General features: G+C 38.1%; 14 protein-coding genes and 1 riboswitch. Of the genes, 7 read left to right on the plus strand and 7 right to left on the minus strand.

All coding sequences use genetic code 11. The features are described 5' to 3' along the window. Positions 1-52 precede the first annotated feature (52 nt). Positions 53-196, plus strand: coding sequence for a hypothetical protein (locus tag ADA56_RS09850; protein WP_005697833.1), 144 nt, complete (start codon positions 53-55; stop codon positions 194-196). 47 nt (positions 197-243) lie between these two features. Here the strand turns inward: ADA56_RS09850 and ADA56_RS04815 are convergent, their stop codons facing one another. Continuing rightward, positions 244-1,353, minus strand: coding sequence for a transferrin-binding protein-like solute binding protein (locus ADA56_RS04815; protein ID WP_049369559.1), 1,110 nt, complete (start codon positions 1,351-1,353; stop codon positions 244-246). A gap of 159 nt (positions 1,354-1,512) precedes the next feature. On the opposite strand from ADA56_RS04815, the gene ADA56_RS04820 reads away from it, so the two are divergent. Beyond that, positions 1,513-3,813, plus strand: coding sequence for a TonB-dependent hemoglobin/transferrin/lactoferrin family receptor (locus ADA56_RS04820; protein WP_049369561.1), 2,301 nt, complete (start codon positions 1,513-1,515; stop codon positions 3,811-3,813). Between the two features lie 66 nt (positions 3,814-3,879). Here the strand turns inward: ADA56_RS04820 and hpf are convergent, their stop codons facing one another. The 4 genes from hpf to ADA56_RS04840 form a co-directional block, all read right to left on the minus strand. Then, on the minus strand, positions 3,880-4,197 hold the full coding sequence (gene hpf, locus ADA56_RS04825) for a ribosome hibernation-promoting factor, HPF/YfiA family (RefSeq protein WP_049369563.1): 318 nt from the start codon (positions 4,195-4,197) through the stop codon (positions 3,880-3,882). Positions 4,198-4,438: 241 nt separating this feature from the next. Further along, entirely contained in the window at positions 4,439-5,809 is a 1,371-nt protein-coding gene (locus tag ADA56_RS04830) for an alanine/glycine:cation symporter family protein (RefSeq protein WP_049369565.1), read from the minus strand. An 88-nt stretch (positions 5,810-5,897) separates the two neighbouring features. Next, positions 5,898-6,018: riboswitch (glycine riboswitch) on the minus strand. Between the two features lie 310 nt (positions 6,019-6,328). Then, positions 6,329-8,326 carry a transketolase gene (tkt, locus tag ADA56_RS04835; RefSeq protein WP_049369567.1) on the minus strand — a complete coding sequence of 666 codons (1,998 nt, stop codon included), beginning with the start codon at positions 8,324-8,326 and terminating at the stop codon, positions 6,329-6,331. A gap of 85 nt (positions 8,327-8,411) precedes the next feature. Beyond that, positions 8,412-9,089: a YtjB family periplasmic protein gene (locus tag ADA56_RS04840; protein ID WP_032804031.1), complete on the minus strand. Its 678-nt coding sequence runs from the start codon at positions 9,087-9,089 to the stop codon at positions 8,412-8,414. Positions 9,090-9,157: 68 nt separating this feature from the next. Between ADA56_RS04840 and serB the strand changes: the two genes are divergently transcribed. The 4 genes from serB to ADA56_RS04865 all read left to right on the plus strand — a co-directional run bounded on the left by serB (position 9,158) and on the right by ADA56_RS04865 (position 12,462). Next, positions 9,158-10,102, plus strand: coding sequence for a phosphoserine phosphatase (gene serB / locus ADA56_RS04845; RefSeq protein WP_049369568.1), 945 nt, complete (start codon positions 9,158-9,160; stop codon positions 10,100-10,102). A gap of 20 nt (positions 10,103-10,122) precedes the next feature. Continuing rightward, positions 10,123-10,614, plus strand: a complete 492-nt coding sequence (locus tag ADA56_RS04850) for a YajQ family cyclic di-GMP-binding protein (RefSeq protein ID WP_005695407.1) — start codon at positions 10,123-10,125, stop codon at positions 10,612-10,614. A gap of 4 nt (positions 10,615-10,618) precedes the next feature. Further along, positions 10,619-11,095, plus strand: a complete 477-nt coding sequence (locus ADA56_RS04855; protein WP_239658987.1) for a hypothetical protein — start codon at positions 10,619-10,621, stop codon at positions 11,093-11,095. Between the two features lie 881 nt (positions 11,096-11,976). Next, positions 11,977-12,462, plus strand: a complete 486-nt coding sequence (locus ADA56_RS04865; protein WP_049369570.1) for a hypothetical protein — start codon at positions 11,977-11,979, stop codon at positions 12,460-12,462. 834 nt (positions 12,463-13,296) lie between these two features. Here ADA56_RS04865 and argH read toward each other — a convergent pair. Next, a complete protein-coding gene (gene argH / locus ADA56_RS04870) occupies positions 13,297-14,670 on the minus strand; it encodes an argininosuccinate lyase (RefSeq protein WP_049369571.1) in 1,374 nt (457 codons plus the stop codon). Positions 14,671-14,900: 230 nt separating this feature from the next. On the opposite strand from argH, the gene rho reads away from it, so the two are divergent. Beyond that, positions 14,901-16,163, plus strand: a complete 1,263-nt coding sequence (rho, locus tag ADA56_RS04875; RefSeq protein WP_005695393.1) for a transcription termination factor Rho — start codon at positions 14,901-14,903, stop codon at positions 16,161-16,163. A 59-nt stretch (positions 16,164-16,222) separates the two neighbouring features. Here the strand turns inward: rho and ADA56_RS04880 are convergent. Next, positions 16,223-16,313 (minus strand): 50S ribosomal protein L19 (locus ADA56_RS04880; protein WP_049369572.1); only part of this gene is annotated, 91 nt, incomplete at its 5' end.

Genomic DNA, 16,313 nt, shown 5'->3' on the forward strand with positions numbered 1-16,313 from the left:
CGGTCAGAAAAAGCAACGTTTTATTGAACTCAAAGAAAACAAGGAGAAAAAGATGTTAAAAAGAAAAACTTTTTTAAAGAAAAAAGCATCAAGAGATATCTCTGCTTCACGCAACTTGCGTTTAAGACGCTTAAAACACCGTAAAGCAAAACAATTCCAACGACATGCATTACAATTAGTGATTCAAGATATCTAAAAAAGGGCGAACATCATGTTCGCCCTTTTATTATTTGTTATTAGATATTATTGCTTAATACCACCGAATGCACCACGAGACTGATCTGCTTCATTCGTAAATAAGCCTGTCATTTCTTGTGCATTTTCACCAAAGAAACCTCCTTGGGTTTTAATGCCATTTACTTCACCAGCAAAGCTATTACCCGTAATTTTACCGCCAAAGTTCATTCCTGGTACGAAATTAGGTTTTTCTTTGATATTAATATCAATAACTTTGTTAGCAAAATCTGCTGTAGCAGTCATTCCAGTTCTTTGACTATCATCTCCATCTTTCTTATAAGCCGCACCGCCATCGTACTCTACTTTGCCTGCTGTCGGGATTTGTGCAAGTGCTGTTGGATTTCCTTGAGCGTAGAAATATTGATTATCAGTTAAATTATCAAAATATGTACCAAATGCACTAGATTGAAAATCAGAATTACTTAAAATACTCTGCCCCTCTTTTACCATATGATATGGGTCACGGTATTCTTCGTCAAAGCCTTCTGGATCTATATTAGCTCTTCTAACAACAGATATATACACAAATTTACCGTCTTTATCTCTAATTGCTAGATCACGAATATCATTTGTTAATGCAGAATTTAGCTCATTTTTTGCAAGATTTATTGTGCCACCAGAAATAGCATCTTTCATTTCTCCACTAATACCACCAAAGATCTTATCACTCAATGGAATTCGTGCCTTTTCATCAGCTTTTAGATTTTCTAGTTGCTTTAATCTTTCCTCTGCAGCTTTTTTGGCTTCCTCTGCTGATTTTTGGGCTTCCTCTGCAGCTTTTCTCTCGGCTTCAGCCGCTTTTATCGCAGCTTCAGTTGCTTTTTTCTCTTCTTCAGTTTGATTGCCATTGCTTTGAACTACCTTGATTGCCACTTCTGCTTTTTTTATAGACTCATCTGCTTTTTTCACAGACTCTTCTGCTTTTTTCAAAGAGTCCTCGGCTTTTTTTGTAGCTGCTTCAGCTTTCTTATTCGCTTCTGTGATTCTTTGATTTAATTCAGTCTCAACTTGGCGAATCTGCTCAGAATTATCTGAGCCACCTTTTGAACTAGAAGAACAAGCACCTAATGCCATAACACAGGAAAGCGCAATGATGGAAAGTTTAATTTTGTTCATAAAAGGATCCTTATTATCTTGTTTTTTTTAGACTAAATGATGACTTTGCACAATTTAAATGAAATGAAAATAATTTTCAATACCATTGTAAGATTTATTTAAATTTTGTAAACTTTGCTCCAGATTCTACTAAATCAAAATAATATTTCAGGTAAAAATATGATTCATAAATTTCCACTTTCTTTAGGTGCACTTTGTGTCGCTTTTGCTGTGCACGCTTATGCAGAAGAGCAAACTACATTAGATACAATTACTGTTGATGCCAATGCTTCTGAGGTCAAAGCAAATCAAATAAAAAAAACGCGTAAAGCAATTCAAGAAGAACTGATTTCAGATAACTATGACTTAGTTCGTTATGCTACTGATGTTGGCATTAGTGATAATGGCCGTCGTAACAAAGGTTTTGCAATGCGTGGCGTTGAAGGAAATCGTGTTGGTATCAGTGTTGATGGCGTCAATTTACCCGAATCAGAAGAAAATTCACTATATGCACGTTACGGTAATTTTAATAGCTCTCGTCTAAGTATCGATCCAGAATTAGTACAGGGTATTGATATTATGCGAGGAGCAGATTCTTTCAATTCAGGTAGTGGTGCGATAGGAGGTTCCGTTAACTATCGAACCTTAGGTGCTGATGATATCATTCTACCAAATAAAAAATGGGGTGTATTGCTTAAAAATGGTTATGCCAGCAAAAATAGTGAATGGACGCATACTTTAGGGGTTGCTTATAAAGATGACAAATTTGATGCAGCCTTACTCTATTCCTATCGCCATGGATATGAAATGAAAAGCCGTGGAAAAGGTCAGGATATCGTAGGTAACGCTCGCGGTATCCCAGACCCATCACATCATAAAAACCATAGCTACTTAGCTAAAATCGGTTATTTTATTACTCGGACACAACGTGTAAGTGCATCATTTAATGCACAAAAAGCAAATAACTTTGTTGATGAAAAATCTTACCAGCTGGCAGGGCTCTGGCGTGAATCCAATGATATAAGTAAACGCTATAATGCCAATATTGCCTACGAATATTTTCCAGAAAACAGTAAATGGTTAAGTTACCTAAAAACTGAATTAGATTTTCAAAAAACAAATATTGGTTCAGAAAACTACAAAGGTGGATATCGCTATAATGCTGATTTTACTGCATATTCAGGAAAAGATTTAATCGAAATTCAGGATACCAGCATGAATAGTCGCTTTATGAGAGCCTCTCTGCGAGCCGAGCTCATGCCATGGGAAACTAGATTTGGTATCCATCAATTTACGCTAAGAACCGGTATTTCACAAAAAGATTTTGATAATCGTAATGAGCATGAATATCCAAATATAAATACTGACGGCAGCAGTGCAAAAGATAGTGAATCAATTCAACACCCTGTCAGAACCCGTTCATTCTTTGCTCAATTACAAGACAATGTGATATGGAATGATATCTTTTCAAGTCAATTAGGAATTCGTTATGATTGGGATGAATTAGTGCCACAAGATTTAAAAGCTTTTTGTAGAGCTTGCAGCAGTAAACCTGCATCAAATACCTTCCAAAGTTTAAGTGGCTCATTTGGATTAGATGCTCAGCTTAATGATATTTGGAAAATAGGCTATAACATTTCTACTGGTTTCCGTATTCCAACTGCTTCAGAAATGTATTTCTCTTTCGAACATCCTGCCGGTAACTGGATACCAAACCCTGATTTAAAAGCAGAACAAGCACTAAATCAATCTATTTATATTCAAGCTGACCACCAGTTAGGCTCATTTGGATTAACGTTTTATCATACTCGTTATAAAAACTTCTTAACTGAGCAAGAATCAACGTATAAAAAACGTAACCCGTATTACAATGCCTATAGTGCAAGTTATGGTCAACAAGCTTATTACACAACAATCGCTCAGAAAGCAGTTAACATCGACCGAGCTCGTATTTCTGGTGTGGAATTCACGAGTAAAATTAATTTAGATCAGATTATTTCAGCTATTCCGCAAGGTTGGAAATTTACAGCAAATCTCGGTTATGCCAAAGGGAAACTTAATGGCACTGAAGCAAGCTTACTCTCCATTCAACCTATTAAAGTGATTTTAGGAATTGGCTATGAAGATCCAAATGATCGCTGGGGAGTTAACGTCAAAGCTAGCTATCTTGGCGCGAAAAAAGCAAAAGATGCCCAAATAGTACAATACTCAACCAACTTTGTTAGAGAAGTAAAAACTTACCCTTATCTTAATAATTCTGCTGTGCTATTTGATCTGTATGGTTTCTATAAAATCAATCAAAATATCACGCTACGCGCGGGACTTTATAACTTATTCAATCGTAAATATCACACTTGGGATACCCTACGTGGTATTAACAAAATAAGTACGACTGATTCTGTTGATAAAGAAGGAAAAGGTTTAGAGCGTTTTTATGCGCCTGGACGTAATTTTGCCGCATCTGTTGAAATTCGTTTTTAACCCATTATTCCAATAAAAAAGGGCGAACATCGTGTTCGCCCTTTTATTTACTCATTATTCTCGATTTTAAAAAGAATCTTTCAAACGCTCATCTGCTCGGCGGGATTCGCCTTTATGTTGAAGTTTATTTAATTGACGTTCTAATTTTTCTTCGACTTCATTGATCGCTTTATACATATCATCAGCCGTTGCAGTGGCTAACAGATTACCTAATGGAGTTCCAATTGAAGCCTCTACAGAAAAGCCGTTTGGTACTTTACTTAAAACAAAATGCGGGCTAATCAGTTGAGTGTGCCATTTCTCTAATTTTGCAAGTCTTCCCTCCACATGTTCACGAATTGCAGGAGTGATTTCCATTTGTTTACTTGTGATATTGAGTGTCATAGCATTTACCTCTTTTGCTTAAATGAACCCTTCGGTTCCGTTCATCTTTAGTAACAACATATCGACCTTGAACCACTTTTTCAAGTGCTTTTAGGTAAATAAAAAAACAAATGTTCAAAAATATGATCGGGATCTAATTTCTGAAAAAATGTGATTTCATTTCCGTGTAAACTTGTTATGATGTAAAGCTGTAAACAACAAAGGGAAGCACTCGGCTTCCCTTTTCTTTTTATGAGATAAATTAGGCTAATTCATCTTGATCATGTTGCGTTGCTTTTAAACGTTCAAAGTAATCTTTGGTTTCTGAAATAATCTCTTTGCGTAAACCAATTAATGCAACTAAGTTCGGGAAGGCCATTAAACCATTCACAATATCCGCTAAGATCCAAATTAAATCTAAAGTCAGGAATGAGCCTGCCCCAACCAGAACAATAAACACGAAGCGATATACTTTAATACCACGGATACCAACTAGGTAAAGGAAACAACGTTCACCGTAGTAACACCAACCTAAAATTGTGGTAAAAGCAAAGAATAATAAGCCAACGGTTACAATCGTTGCACCGATTGATGTGCCTAAACCCTGTGCAAAAGCATAGTTAGTCACGCTTGCGCCTGAAAGCTCAGGATTACTCCATGCTCCCGTAATCACAAGCACTAAGCCCGTCATCGTACATACGATGATGGTATCTAAAAATGTTCCTGTCATTGAGATTAAACCTTGGCGAACAGGCTCTTTCGTTTGTGCCGCAGCAGCTGCAATAGGCGCACTCCCTAAACCAGATTCATTTGAGAAAATACCACGTGCCACACCTGATTGAATCGCTTTCATCACGGTAAAACCAACTGCTCCGCCTAAAGCTGCTTGTGGATTAAACGCACTCTGAATAATTAATGCAATTGCAGTAGGCAATTTGTCGTAATTAACGATTAAGATGATAATTGAAGTCGTTACATAACCAAGCGCCATAAAAGGCACAATGACTGCAGATGCTCTCGCAATACGTCTTACCCCACCGAGAATAATCATGGCGACCAATACGGTCACCACTGTTGCAGTAATCACAACAGGTACATTAAAGGTGTCTTGCATTGCATATGTAATCGCATTCACTTGAGGGAAAGTACCGATACCGAAGAAGGCCACCAACACCCCAAATAGCGCAAATAATTTCGCTAACCATTTGATACCAAGACCACGTTCAATGTAGTACATTGGCCCACCAGCCATAAAACCATATTTATCGCGTACACGATATTTCACAGCAAGCAAACATTCTGCATATTTGGTTGCCATGCCTAATAATGCAACCAACCACATCCAAAAAATTGCGCCTGGGCCACCCGCTTGTACTGCGGTAGCTACGCCGACGATATTCCCGGTCCCGATAGTTGCGGCCAATGCCGTACAAAGTGCCGCAAAAGAAGACACATCCCCTTTGCCTTTATTCGCACCACGAGCAAATAAATAACCCAAGGCACGAGGCAAATAACGAATTTGTAAGAAGCCTAAACGAAGGGTGAGATAAAGTCCTGTTCCGGACAAAAGAATAAGTAGGGGCGGTCCCCATATAAAGCTACTAATAGCCGATAAGATTGTCTGTAATGACATTGATGATTCCTCGTCGCTTAAAATACAAATAAACTCGACAAGGAGACAAGAAGAATCCCGATAGAAATATTTTTGATAATACGGATTGTCTTTTGCCCCTGTCCTTTTGCCTGAGCGTTTGGAAAACAATCGAAAAGTCGACCGCTCTTTTGCGCCTTCGGCGTCCATTTACATCAATAAATGCAATGGATCTCTCCAAGGGTTCGTCCAGTAACAGTCCCTGCAATCTTGCAATTGCGCCTGAAAGATTTTACCTCGTCGGCGTAGGGGCAATTCCCTACTCTCCAGCTACCTTCTTCCGAACTCACTTTTTACGTTTTATTTTTTATCGCAAAAAGTGTTGCGAATTTTAGCAAACTTGAAAGGCTAACTCAATGGATTGACGAAAAAAGGCTTAGATAACAAGGTGAAAGCAGATAAAAACAAAGTGCGGTCAAAAATTTTCTTATTTTTTGACCGCACTTTTTTTAAATCAAAAAAGAAAGGCAGGTAATGACCTGCCCTTATCTATTTTTATAATTATAAAATCTCTTTTACTTTTGCCACCACGTTATCTACAGTGAAACCAAAGAGTTTGAATAATTGATCCGCAGGTGCTGATTCGCCGAAGCTATTCATGCCCACTACACGACCTTCAAAGCCAACGTATTTATACCAGACGTCCGCAATGCCCGCTTCAATCGCAACACGTTTGGTTACCGCTGCAGGTAATACGCTTTCACGGTACGCTGCATCTTGTTTGTCGAAACGGTTAGTGCTTGGCATAGAAACAATACGTACTTTTTTACCTTCAGCAGTCAATACATCTGCTGCTTTCACTGCTAATTCCACTTCAGAACCTGTCGCAATGAAGATTAACTCAGGTGTTCCCTCACAGTCTTTTAATACATAAGCACCACGTTTAACTGCATCTAATTGTGCAGAAGTGCGGTCCATTTGTGCTAAGTTTTGACGGGTAAAAATCAACGCACTTGGGCCATCTTGACGTTCAACCGCTTGTTGCCATGCGATAGCTGACTCCACTTGGTCACAAGGACGCCATGTTTCAAGATTTGGAATTAAGCGTAATGAGGTGGTTTGCTCAACTGGTTGGTGAGTTGGACCATCTTCGCCTAAACCGATCGAGTCATGAGTATAAACGAATAAAGCACGTTGTTTCATTAATGCCGCCATACGCACCGCATTGTGTGCATATTCGTAGAACATTAAGAAGGTTGCGCCGTAAGGAATGAACCCTCCGTGTAAAGCAATACCATTCATAATCGCTGACATACCGAACTCACGCACACCATAGTTAAGGTAGTTACCACCTACGTTTTCGTGTGCACGAATTGGTTTAGAACCGCTCCATAACGTTAAGTTAGAGCTTGCTAAGTCTGCAGAGCCACCTAAGAATTCAGGTAATACATGTGCATAAGCTTCGATTGCATTTTGTGATGCTTTACGGCTTGCAATACTTGCAGGGTTGGCTTGTAATTTTTCAATGAACGCTTTAGATTCTGCTGCCCAATTTGCTGGTAATTCACCGTTTACACGACGTGTAAATTCTGCAGCAAGTTCAGGATATGCTTTTGCATAAGCGGCAAATTTTTCTTCCCAAGATTTTTCTGCTGCAGCGCCTTTTTCTTTCGCAGACCATTCTGCATAGTACTCAGCCGGAATTTCAAATGGACCATATTCCCAGCCTAGTGCTTTACGAGTTAATGCGATTTCTTCATCACCTAATGGTGCACCGTGACAATCATGAGAACCTGATTTATTTGGTGAACCAAAACCGATGATAGTTTTACAAATAATTAAAGTTGGTTTTTCTTTTTCTGCTTGAGCAAGAATGGTTGCAGCGCGAATTTGTTCTGCATCGTGACCATCCACATTGCGGATTACTTGCCAGCCATAAGCTTCAAAACGTTCTGCCGTATCATCACTGAACCAACCATCAACATGACCATCAATCGAAATATTGTTGTCATCGTAGAATGCGATTAATTTACCAAGACCTAATGTACCTGCTAAAGAGCAAGCTTCATGAGAAATCCCTTCCATTAAACAGCCATCACCTAAGAACACATAAGTGTGGTGGTCTACGATTTCATGGCCTTCACGGTTAAATTGACCTGCTAATGTTTTCTCAGCAATCGCCATACCCACTGCATTAGTGATACCTTGGCCTAACGGACCCGTTGTGGTTTCAACACCTGGTGCATAACCATATTCTGGATGGCCTGGGGTTTTAGAATGTAATTGACGGAATTGTTTTAAATCTTCGATAGAAAGATCGTAGCCTGTTAAATGTAATAAGCTATAAATCAACATTGAACCGTGGCCGTTAGAAAGCACAAAACGGTCGCGATCAGCCCATTTAGGATTGTTTGGGTTATGTTTTAAGAAATCACGCCATAGTACTTCAGCGATATCCGCCATTCCCATTGGTGCACCTGGGTGGCCTGATTTTGCTTTTTGTACTGCATCCATTGATAGCGCACGAATTGCGTTGGCGAGTTGTCTACGAGTTGCCATGTTTTTCTCCTATCTAAATAATTCCGAGTATTCTAACCTATTTACTGATTGACTTGAGCAATATCTGCAATTTTATTTACCTTGATCAAATTCTACGACGACGTTGATGAAAACGCTGGCTACTCGATTTACCTTGTAAATTAACTACCGTTTTAGTTTCCACTGGTTTTCGATATGTTCGACGATAATGACTTAAAAAATAATGAATGGAACTGGCAAATAACGCGCCTAATAAAAAGACCACGACAATTTCACCATATAAGCGGTGAAAGACTTGATTGATTTTGTTCTGTGTTGTTTGAGCATATTGGGCGTCAAACGTCACACGCAAAAAGCCACGAACGGCATTATTGGAAGCAGAATAAATTGGCTCAACAATTTGCTGTGTTGAAAACTCACCTTCATTTTTATGTTCTAGGCCAAGTTGTTCACGAAGATTGCCAGTATTGGTACTTTGTGCCAATTCCTTGCCGTTATAATCATAAATGGTCGCATCGAGTACAAAGTTTTCTTTAACTAAATTATCTAAATTTTCGACGAGCTGATCGGATTTCGCATTATTAGTTAATAAAACTGAAAATAAATTGGCTTGCTGACGAACCAAAGTATGCGATAAATTCGCTACTTGATTCACACTTGAAAGCTGTGAACCAATCTTAAATTGTTTCACACCAAACAAAATCACCGCCATGGCACCGATACAAAGCAGCACGATGAGCCCAAACATCAGTGATTTTTGAAGTTTTTCTTTAATTAATTGCACGTTGTTTTTCCATTTTTTCGCCAAGATCGGCTAGAATAGATGAGTATTCACAATTTACAGGATTTTCTATGCAAATTCAAAACCTTGCAAGTATTACCCAAAAATATCCCCAATTCCCCACCGCACTTTCGTCTGATTTGCCTCATTCCAATGAAACGCATGCGTTTATTTTATACGGCACAACCCTGAATTTAGCCAAATTATTCGAATTCCAACAAAAGTGCGGTCAGTCTTTCCAGTGTTTTGATGCATGGAACGTTGAAAAAAATACCGTTGTCCTTTTAAAAGGCAAATGGCTAGCCGATTTTATTGCCCATGCTCATGACCTGCAATTAGACATCGCCAAACTGGATTTTGATGCAAAATTATCAGAAAAAGGTTTATTGGTAATGGATATGGATTCTACTGCCATTCAAATTGAATGCATTGATGAAATTGCTAAACTGGCTGGCACGGGTGAATTAGTTTCTGCCATTACTGAAAGCGCAATGCGTGGCGAGCTTGATTTTGAACAAAGTTTGCGCCGTCGAGTGGGAACACTTAAAGGCGCGCCAGAAACTATTTTGCAACAAGTGCGTGAAAAATTACCGTTAATGCCTGGCTTAATTGAAACCATTAAGACATTACAACAACATGGTTGGAAAACCGCCATTGCTTCTGGTGGTTTTACCTATTTCGCCGATTATTTAAAAAGTTTATTAAACCTCGATTTTGCGGCGTCTAATCAATTTGAAATTATTGATGGCACGCTTACCGGCAATGTAAAAGGTAGCGTAGTCGATGCGCAATACAAAGCGAATACCTTGCAAAAACTCGCTGAAGAATACAACATTCCACGACAAAATACCCTTGCTATTGGTGATGGCGCTAATGATTTGGCGATGATGAATGTCGCCGGATTAGGCGTGGCATTTCATGCCAAACCGAAGGTGCAACAACAAGCGCAAATTGTGGTAAACTTTGCTGACTTAACCGCACTTTTATGTCTTTTAAGTGCAAATGATCGAATTTAATTCATTTTGGGAGAAAATTTATGCCATCTTTTGACATCGTATCTGAAATTACTATGCACGAAGTACGTAATGCGGTTGAAAATGCAAACCGCGTATTAAGTACACGTTATGATTTCCGTGGCGTGGAAGCGGTCATTGAATTAAATGAAAAAAGCGAAACCGTGAAAGTGACGACTGAATCTGATTTCCAATTAGAGCAATTAATTGAAATCTTGATTGGCGCATTTGTAAAACGTGGTATTGAGCATAGCTCATTGGATATTCCAACAGAGAGTGAACATCACGGCAAACTTTACACCAAAGAAATCAAATTAAAACAAGGGATTGAAACAGAGATGGCGAAAAAAATCACTAAATTAGTGAAAGATTCCAAAATCAAAGTTCAAACTCAAATTCAAGGTGAACAAGTACGCGTAACCGGTAAATCACGTGACGATTTACAAGCCGTTATTCAATTGGTGAAAGGCGCTGAATTAGGCCAACCATTCCAATTTAATAACTTCAGAGATTAATTTAATGAAAAAATATCTGTGGGTATTTTTGGCTGCCGTTCCACTATGTTCGTTCGCAAATGAGAATGCCATGAATCTCGGTGATAGCGTCATTGATGTTGTAAAATGTGAAAGCACCAAAGGGGAAAAACTTTGGGTCGCGCTAAATAATCTTAAAACATTCACTTACATGAAAAACGATGTGAATGTGGCTGATCAAACGATAGATAATGCTTACTTACAAGCTTATGCCACAGAAGCGACTCTTTTTCTTCCACCAACAGAAAATAATCAGTTGTGGACGATAATAAAAGAGAGCGCCGCAGATAAAACGGGCATCAATCAAGTTACTATCGATTTGCGTAATGAGAAAGGTAAGCTAATTTCTCATGCAGCTTGCAAACGAAATGACGAGACTTTTTCATTATTAATGGAATCGAGTTTCGATATAAAAGAGCCTACTGATAAAATCCTTGAATTAATGGATCCACTTCCACAATAAAAACTAAGGGGCAGTCAAAGATGCCCCTTCAAAAAAAGTTGTACGAGATAATGAAGAGGGTCTAAGCAAACCGGCAGAGCCAAATAATAGCTGTCGCTGAGTGAACGAAAGCTAGTAGTTATAAACAACAAGCATATACAAGGCCTGAATAAATAGACTTAGTTCGCAGAAACAACATAAACATAATACTTATCAAGGCAAAATTTCCCCGTATTTGGAGCAAACTAAATGATAAGTGGCTGACGGATATATCACAAAATTTAAAATAGAAAGACGAGAAAGTCTACTTCTCACTAATTTTAGGTTGCTTTAATAATGAGTTTATTACTTATGGGTTAAGTTATCGTTCACATACTATTAGTGCAAAAAATGCCGTTACAAACGTTATTAAAACTGCCCCCAAATGCTCATCTAATATTAAATTCAGAACAAAGAATTCATTATCAAATGCCTAATCATCAACACTTATTAGTGAAAAATGAGATTTGTCAAAGTATGTCGAAAAAAGGGCATTGCTTGGATAATGCAGCAATAGAAAGTTTTTCTGGAGGAATGAAACCTTTTTCTCCCCAAAAACTTATGCTGTGAAACCTGAATTTGTAATGTCTAATCTGGAGTTTGATGAATTTATTGCCAAAAACTATGTGAGCTTGATGGATTATGTTATCTATCGATTGTTCTTCGGTGCGAAAACAGAACGTACCATCTCACAGTAAAATCGATAATACATTACACAGTTTTTAGACCTAACTTTATTGTAAGAGCAAGTAAGAGTAACATTTATGCGTAAAACTGTTCAAGTTTCTGAGAAAATAATTAATATTTAAATTGATCTTATTCAATTGCTCGAGTACTATGTTTCTCATTTAACTATTATAACTATGAGCGAATATCATTTTGAAACAGTCAATGATGACGTTCCCTATATTTATGCTGATTTTATTATCGTAAATGTTACTTATATGGCAATATTTTCTGATGATCAAGATGCGTTATCTTTCTTCACTGATAATGAATCTAATTCGGATATTATTAAATTGATTAAAGATAAAAAGACCTATTCCATAAAATTTGCCGTAAAAGAATATATTGAAAATGGTAACGTTGATTTGTATGCACCACCATTGGAACATAAATTTGGTAAGACAGAAATCAAAAAATTAAAAAAGCATCTTGAAAAGTTAATGTATAAACATTATCAATTATTCAAGCCAGATTGTTATGTATTTATCGCAGAAAGGGAATCTCTCGCCAGAATGTATAACAAAATGTGTTGTAATCCTAGTGATTTTATGGCAGACTTTAAACCAGCTGTAAAGTTAGGCAGAGAAAATAATTGCTTTGTCATAAAGACCCCATCTTACTAAGGAGTAATTGAAATGACTGCAGCACAATTTAAACGTCAGCAATTAGAGAAGTTCCGTAACGCTTATAAGAAAGCGAAAGAAAATGGTACAACAAAAGCTATTCAATAGTTAGATTTTTAGTATGAAAAAGCCGCTTGTCGTACTAGCTACAAGCGGTTTTTTTATGGAAGAAATTTATATCCTGTAGTTATTTAAATCCAAATGAACTAGTCAACAGACAAAATATTTTATCTCTGAAAATGAGGGCGTTATGTGGGGTTTATTTACCTGACCAAATTTTTACCGAATGTTGCTTTCATGGCAAAACGCACTCCTGATGATATAGAGTTAGAATACTTACGCCGAACAGCAAAATGTTAGAGAGCACAATATCTTATTGCTAAAACGTCGACTTCGACTTAATTTACAGGCCTTTTTAAAAGATTACCACCTTAAAAATGGCTATAACGAACAAATGAGTTATGCGCAAATAAACTCAAAGTCTGCCATACAAAACCAAATGCTTAGCTTCTTTGCGTGCAACGATTTTACCATTGAACTGGCTGACGGATATCACTGAATTTATATGTCTTTAATTATGAGCTTATTACTTACCGAATTTAATCTCTATCCGAATGGTATATTAGTGATAGAAAAGCTGCCGAAAGTACTCACCTGATATTACATTTATACCAAAGAATCCACTATCAAACGCCTAGCTATCAATCCTATTAGAGAAAGATAGGACTGTCAAAATATGTCGATAAAAAGTATTGTTTGAATAATATAGCCATAGAAAGTTTTGGAATAGTTCAAGAACACAACATTTTTGACCGCTCTTTTGATTTACGCTAATTAAGCTAATCTCGCTTTTGCTTCTGCAATTGCTTCTGCCACACGAAGTGGTGAAACCCCACCTTTCGCACAACGTTTATCTAAACAAGATTGTAGTGAAAGAATGTCATATACATCATCCCCTACCACATCACTGAATTGACGGAATTCAGGAATGGTTAAGTCTTCCAAGGCTTTTCCTTTTTCAATGGCATAAACCACGGTTTCACCGACAATATGGTGAGAATCACGGAATGGTACACCTTTTGCTACAAGATAATCCGCTAACTCTGTTGCATTTGAGTAGCCTTTTAATGCGGCTTCGCGTGTACGGTCGGTATTCACTTTTAATTCATCTAGTACAAAAGTCGCCATATCTACGCAATCTTGCCAGGTATCTAACGCATCAAAGATCCCTTCTTTGTCTTCTTGCATATCTTTGTTATACGCTAACGGTAAACCTTTTAATGTCATCAACATACCAGTTAATGCGCCCATTACACGACCAGCTTTACCACGAATTAATTCACAAGCATCCGGATTTTTCTTTTGTGGCATTAAAGATGAACCTGAAGTCACACGATCTGATAACTCCACAAAATTCGCTTCACCACTGTTAAAAATAATCATATCTTCTGCGAAACGAGAAAGGTGCGCCATACTTAAAGAAGCTGTTGAAAGTAATTCCACAATATGGTCACGATCAGAAACGCTATCCAAACTATTACGCGTCGCAAAAGCAAAACCAAGATCGGTAGCTAATTGTTCACGATCGACTGCATACGCGGTGCCTGCAAGTGCACCACTACCTAATGGGCAGCTATTCATGCGTTTATAAGCATCAGTGAGACGTGAATAATCACGCTCAAACATTTCCACATAAGCCATACACCAATGGGCAAAAGTGATGGGTTGAGCACGTTGTAAATGAGTATAACCCGGCATCACCGCATCTTGCGTATTTTCCGCAGTTTGCACCAAGTGGCGTTGAAGATTACGAACAGACTCTTGTAACTCGATTACACGCTGTTTGCACCACATTTTGATATCGAGTGCAACTTGGTCATTACGGCTACGACCCGTGTGTAATTTTTTGCCTAAATTACCCACTTTATCGATAAGTTTACTTTCTACCCAGCTATGAATATCTTCTGCATCATCTTGTAAAATCGCTTGTGGATTTGACCGCACTTCGATTAATAATTCATTTAAGGCAACTTCTAGCTGTTGTTGCTCTTCAGCACTTAATACACCAACATTTACTAAGGCTTTAGACCAACCAATGGAGCCTTCAATATCTTGTTCTGCCAAGCGATAATCAAAACGCAGGCTATCATTAAAATCTTTAAAACGTTTATCTGCCGCTTGTGTAAAACGACCACCCCAGAGAGCCATAGGTTATCCTTCTTTTAACTTTAAAATCGATTAATTATTCAATTATTACGCATAATTAATCAATATGCAATAATAATCTCTTCATGATCTGTTATTTTACCCTGTTTTTTCTAACAAAAACTAGACAGTATTAGATTTTAGTGGTAATTTACGCACCATTCTTAAGGGCATTGCCCACCATTCAAACATTTCAGTGTTATCAACTCTTATTCGTTCCAACATTATTAATTATGCATCTTACAGAACTTAAAAATACGCCTGTTTCTGATCTTGTGAAACTTGGCGAAGAACAAATGGGTTTGGAAAATCTTGCCCGTTTACGTAAACAAGATATTGTTTTTGCTATTTTGAAACAACACGCAAAGAGCGGTGAAGATATTTTTGGCGGCGGCGTGTTAGAAATTTTACCCGATGGTTTCGGTTTCTTACGCTCTGCAGACAGTTCCTACCTTGCTGGTCCTGATGACATCTACGTCTCTCCAAGTCAAATTCGTCGCTTCAATCTTCAAACTGGTGATAAAATCGAAGGCAAAATCCGTCCACCAAAAGAAGGTGAACGCTATTTTGCACTTTTAAAAGTCGACCAAGTCAACGATGACAAACCTGAAGTCTCTCGTAGCAAAATCCTTTTCGAAAACTTAACCCCATTACACGCCAATTCTCGCTTAAGAATGGAACGTGGTAATGGCTCAACTGAAGATTTAACCGCACGTATTTTGGATTTAGCCTCTCCAATTGGTAAAGGTCAGCGTGGTCTTATCGTGGCTCCACCAAAAGCCGGTAAAACCATGTTGCTACAAAATATTGCACAAAGCATCACGCACAACTACCCTGAATGTGAACTTATTGTGCTTTTAATTGATGAGCGTCCAGAAGAAGTAACAGAAATGCAACGTTCAGTAAAAGGTGAAGTGATTGCCTCTACCTTTGATGAACCAGCCGCTCGTCACGTTCAAGTGGCTGAAATGGTTATCGAGAAAGCAAAACGTTCTGTAGAGCACAAAAAAGACGTGGTGATTTTACTCGACTCTATCACTCGTTTGGCACGTGCTTATAACACCGTTACGCCAGCATCAGGTAAAATTCTTTCTGGTGGTGTGGATGCAAATGCTTTACATCGTCCAAAACGTTTCTTTGGTGCCGCCCGTAACGTAGAAGAAGGTGGTAGTTTAACCATTATTGCAACCGCACTTGTTGATACCGGTTCAAAAATGGATGAGGTTATCTTCGAAGAATTTAAAGGTACTGGTAACATGGAATTACATCTTTCTCGCAAAATTGCAGAAAAACGTGTGTTCCCAGCGATTGACTTCAACCGTTCTGGTACGCGTAAAGAAGATTTACTTACCACACCAGATGAATTACAAAAAATGTGGATTCTTCGCAAAATCCTTAACCCAATGGGTGAAGTGGAAGCGATGGAATTCCTCATCGACAAACTTATGGTGGCGAAAACCAACGATGAGTTTTTTGAAATTATGAAGCGGTCTTAATGTTGACCGCACTTAAAAACAAAAAAGGCTTGGAAAACCAAGCCTTTTTTATTTGCGAATTATTCGCCCAAACGCTCTTTAATACGAGCTGATTTACCTGAACGTTCACGTAAGTAGTAAAGTTTAGCTTTACGTACTGCACCTTTACGT

The sequence above is a fragment of the Parahaemophilus parainfluenzae genome, from assembly GCF_001055095.1.
GTDB lineage: Bacteria > Pseudomonadota > Gammaproteobacteria > Enterobacterales > Pasteurellaceae > Haemophilus_D > Haemophilus_D parainfluenzae_Z.

Excerpts from the sequence above, each read along its gene's own strand:
- ADA56_RS09850 (WP_005697833.1), top strand. The coding sequence starts at position 53 with ATGTTAAAAAGAAAAACTTTTTTAAAGAAAAAAGCATCAAGAGATATC.
- ADA56_RS04815 (WP_049369559.1), bottom strand. The coding sequence starts at position 1,353 with ATGAACAAAATTAAACTTTCCATCATTGCGCTTTCCTGTGTTATGGCA.
- ADA56_RS04820 (WP_049369561.1), top strand. The coding sequence starts at position 1,513 with ATGATTCATAAATTTCCACTTTCTTTAGGTGCACTTTGTGTCGCTTTT.
- hpf (WP_049369563.1), bottom strand. The coding sequence starts at position 4,197 with ATGACACTCAATATCACAAGTAAACAAATGGAAATCACTCCTGCAATT.
- ADA56_RS04830 (WP_049369565.1), bottom strand. The coding sequence starts at position 5,809 with ATGTCATTACAGACAATCTTATCGGCTATTAGTAGCTTTATATGGGGA.
- tkt (WP_049369567.1), bottom strand. The coding sequence starts at position 8,326 with ATGGCAACTCGTAGACAACTCGCCAACGCAATTCGTGCGCTATCAATG.
- serB (WP_049369568.1), top strand. The coding sequence starts at position 9,158 with ATGCAAATTCAAAACCTTGCAAGTATTACCCAAAAATATCCCCAATTC.
- ADA56_RS04850 (WP_005695407.1), top strand. The coding sequence starts at position 10,123 with ATGCCATCTTTTGACATCGTATCTGAAATTACTATGCACGAAGTACGT.
- ADA56_RS04855 (WP_239658987.1), top strand. The coding sequence starts at position 10,619 with ATGAAAAAATATCTGTGGGTATTTTTGGCTGCCGTTCCACTATGTTCG.
- ADA56_RS04865 (WP_049369570.1), top strand. The coding sequence starts at position 11,977 with ATGAGCGAATATCATTTTGAAACAGTCAATGATGACGTTCCCTATATT.
- argH (WP_049369571.1), bottom strand. The coding sequence starts at position 14,670 with ATGGCTCTCTGGGGTGGTCGTTTTACACAAGCGGCAGATAAACGTTTT.
- rho (WP_005695393.1), top strand. The coding sequence starts at position 14,901 with ATGCATCTTACAGAACTTAAAAATACGCCTGTTTCTGATCTTGTGAAA.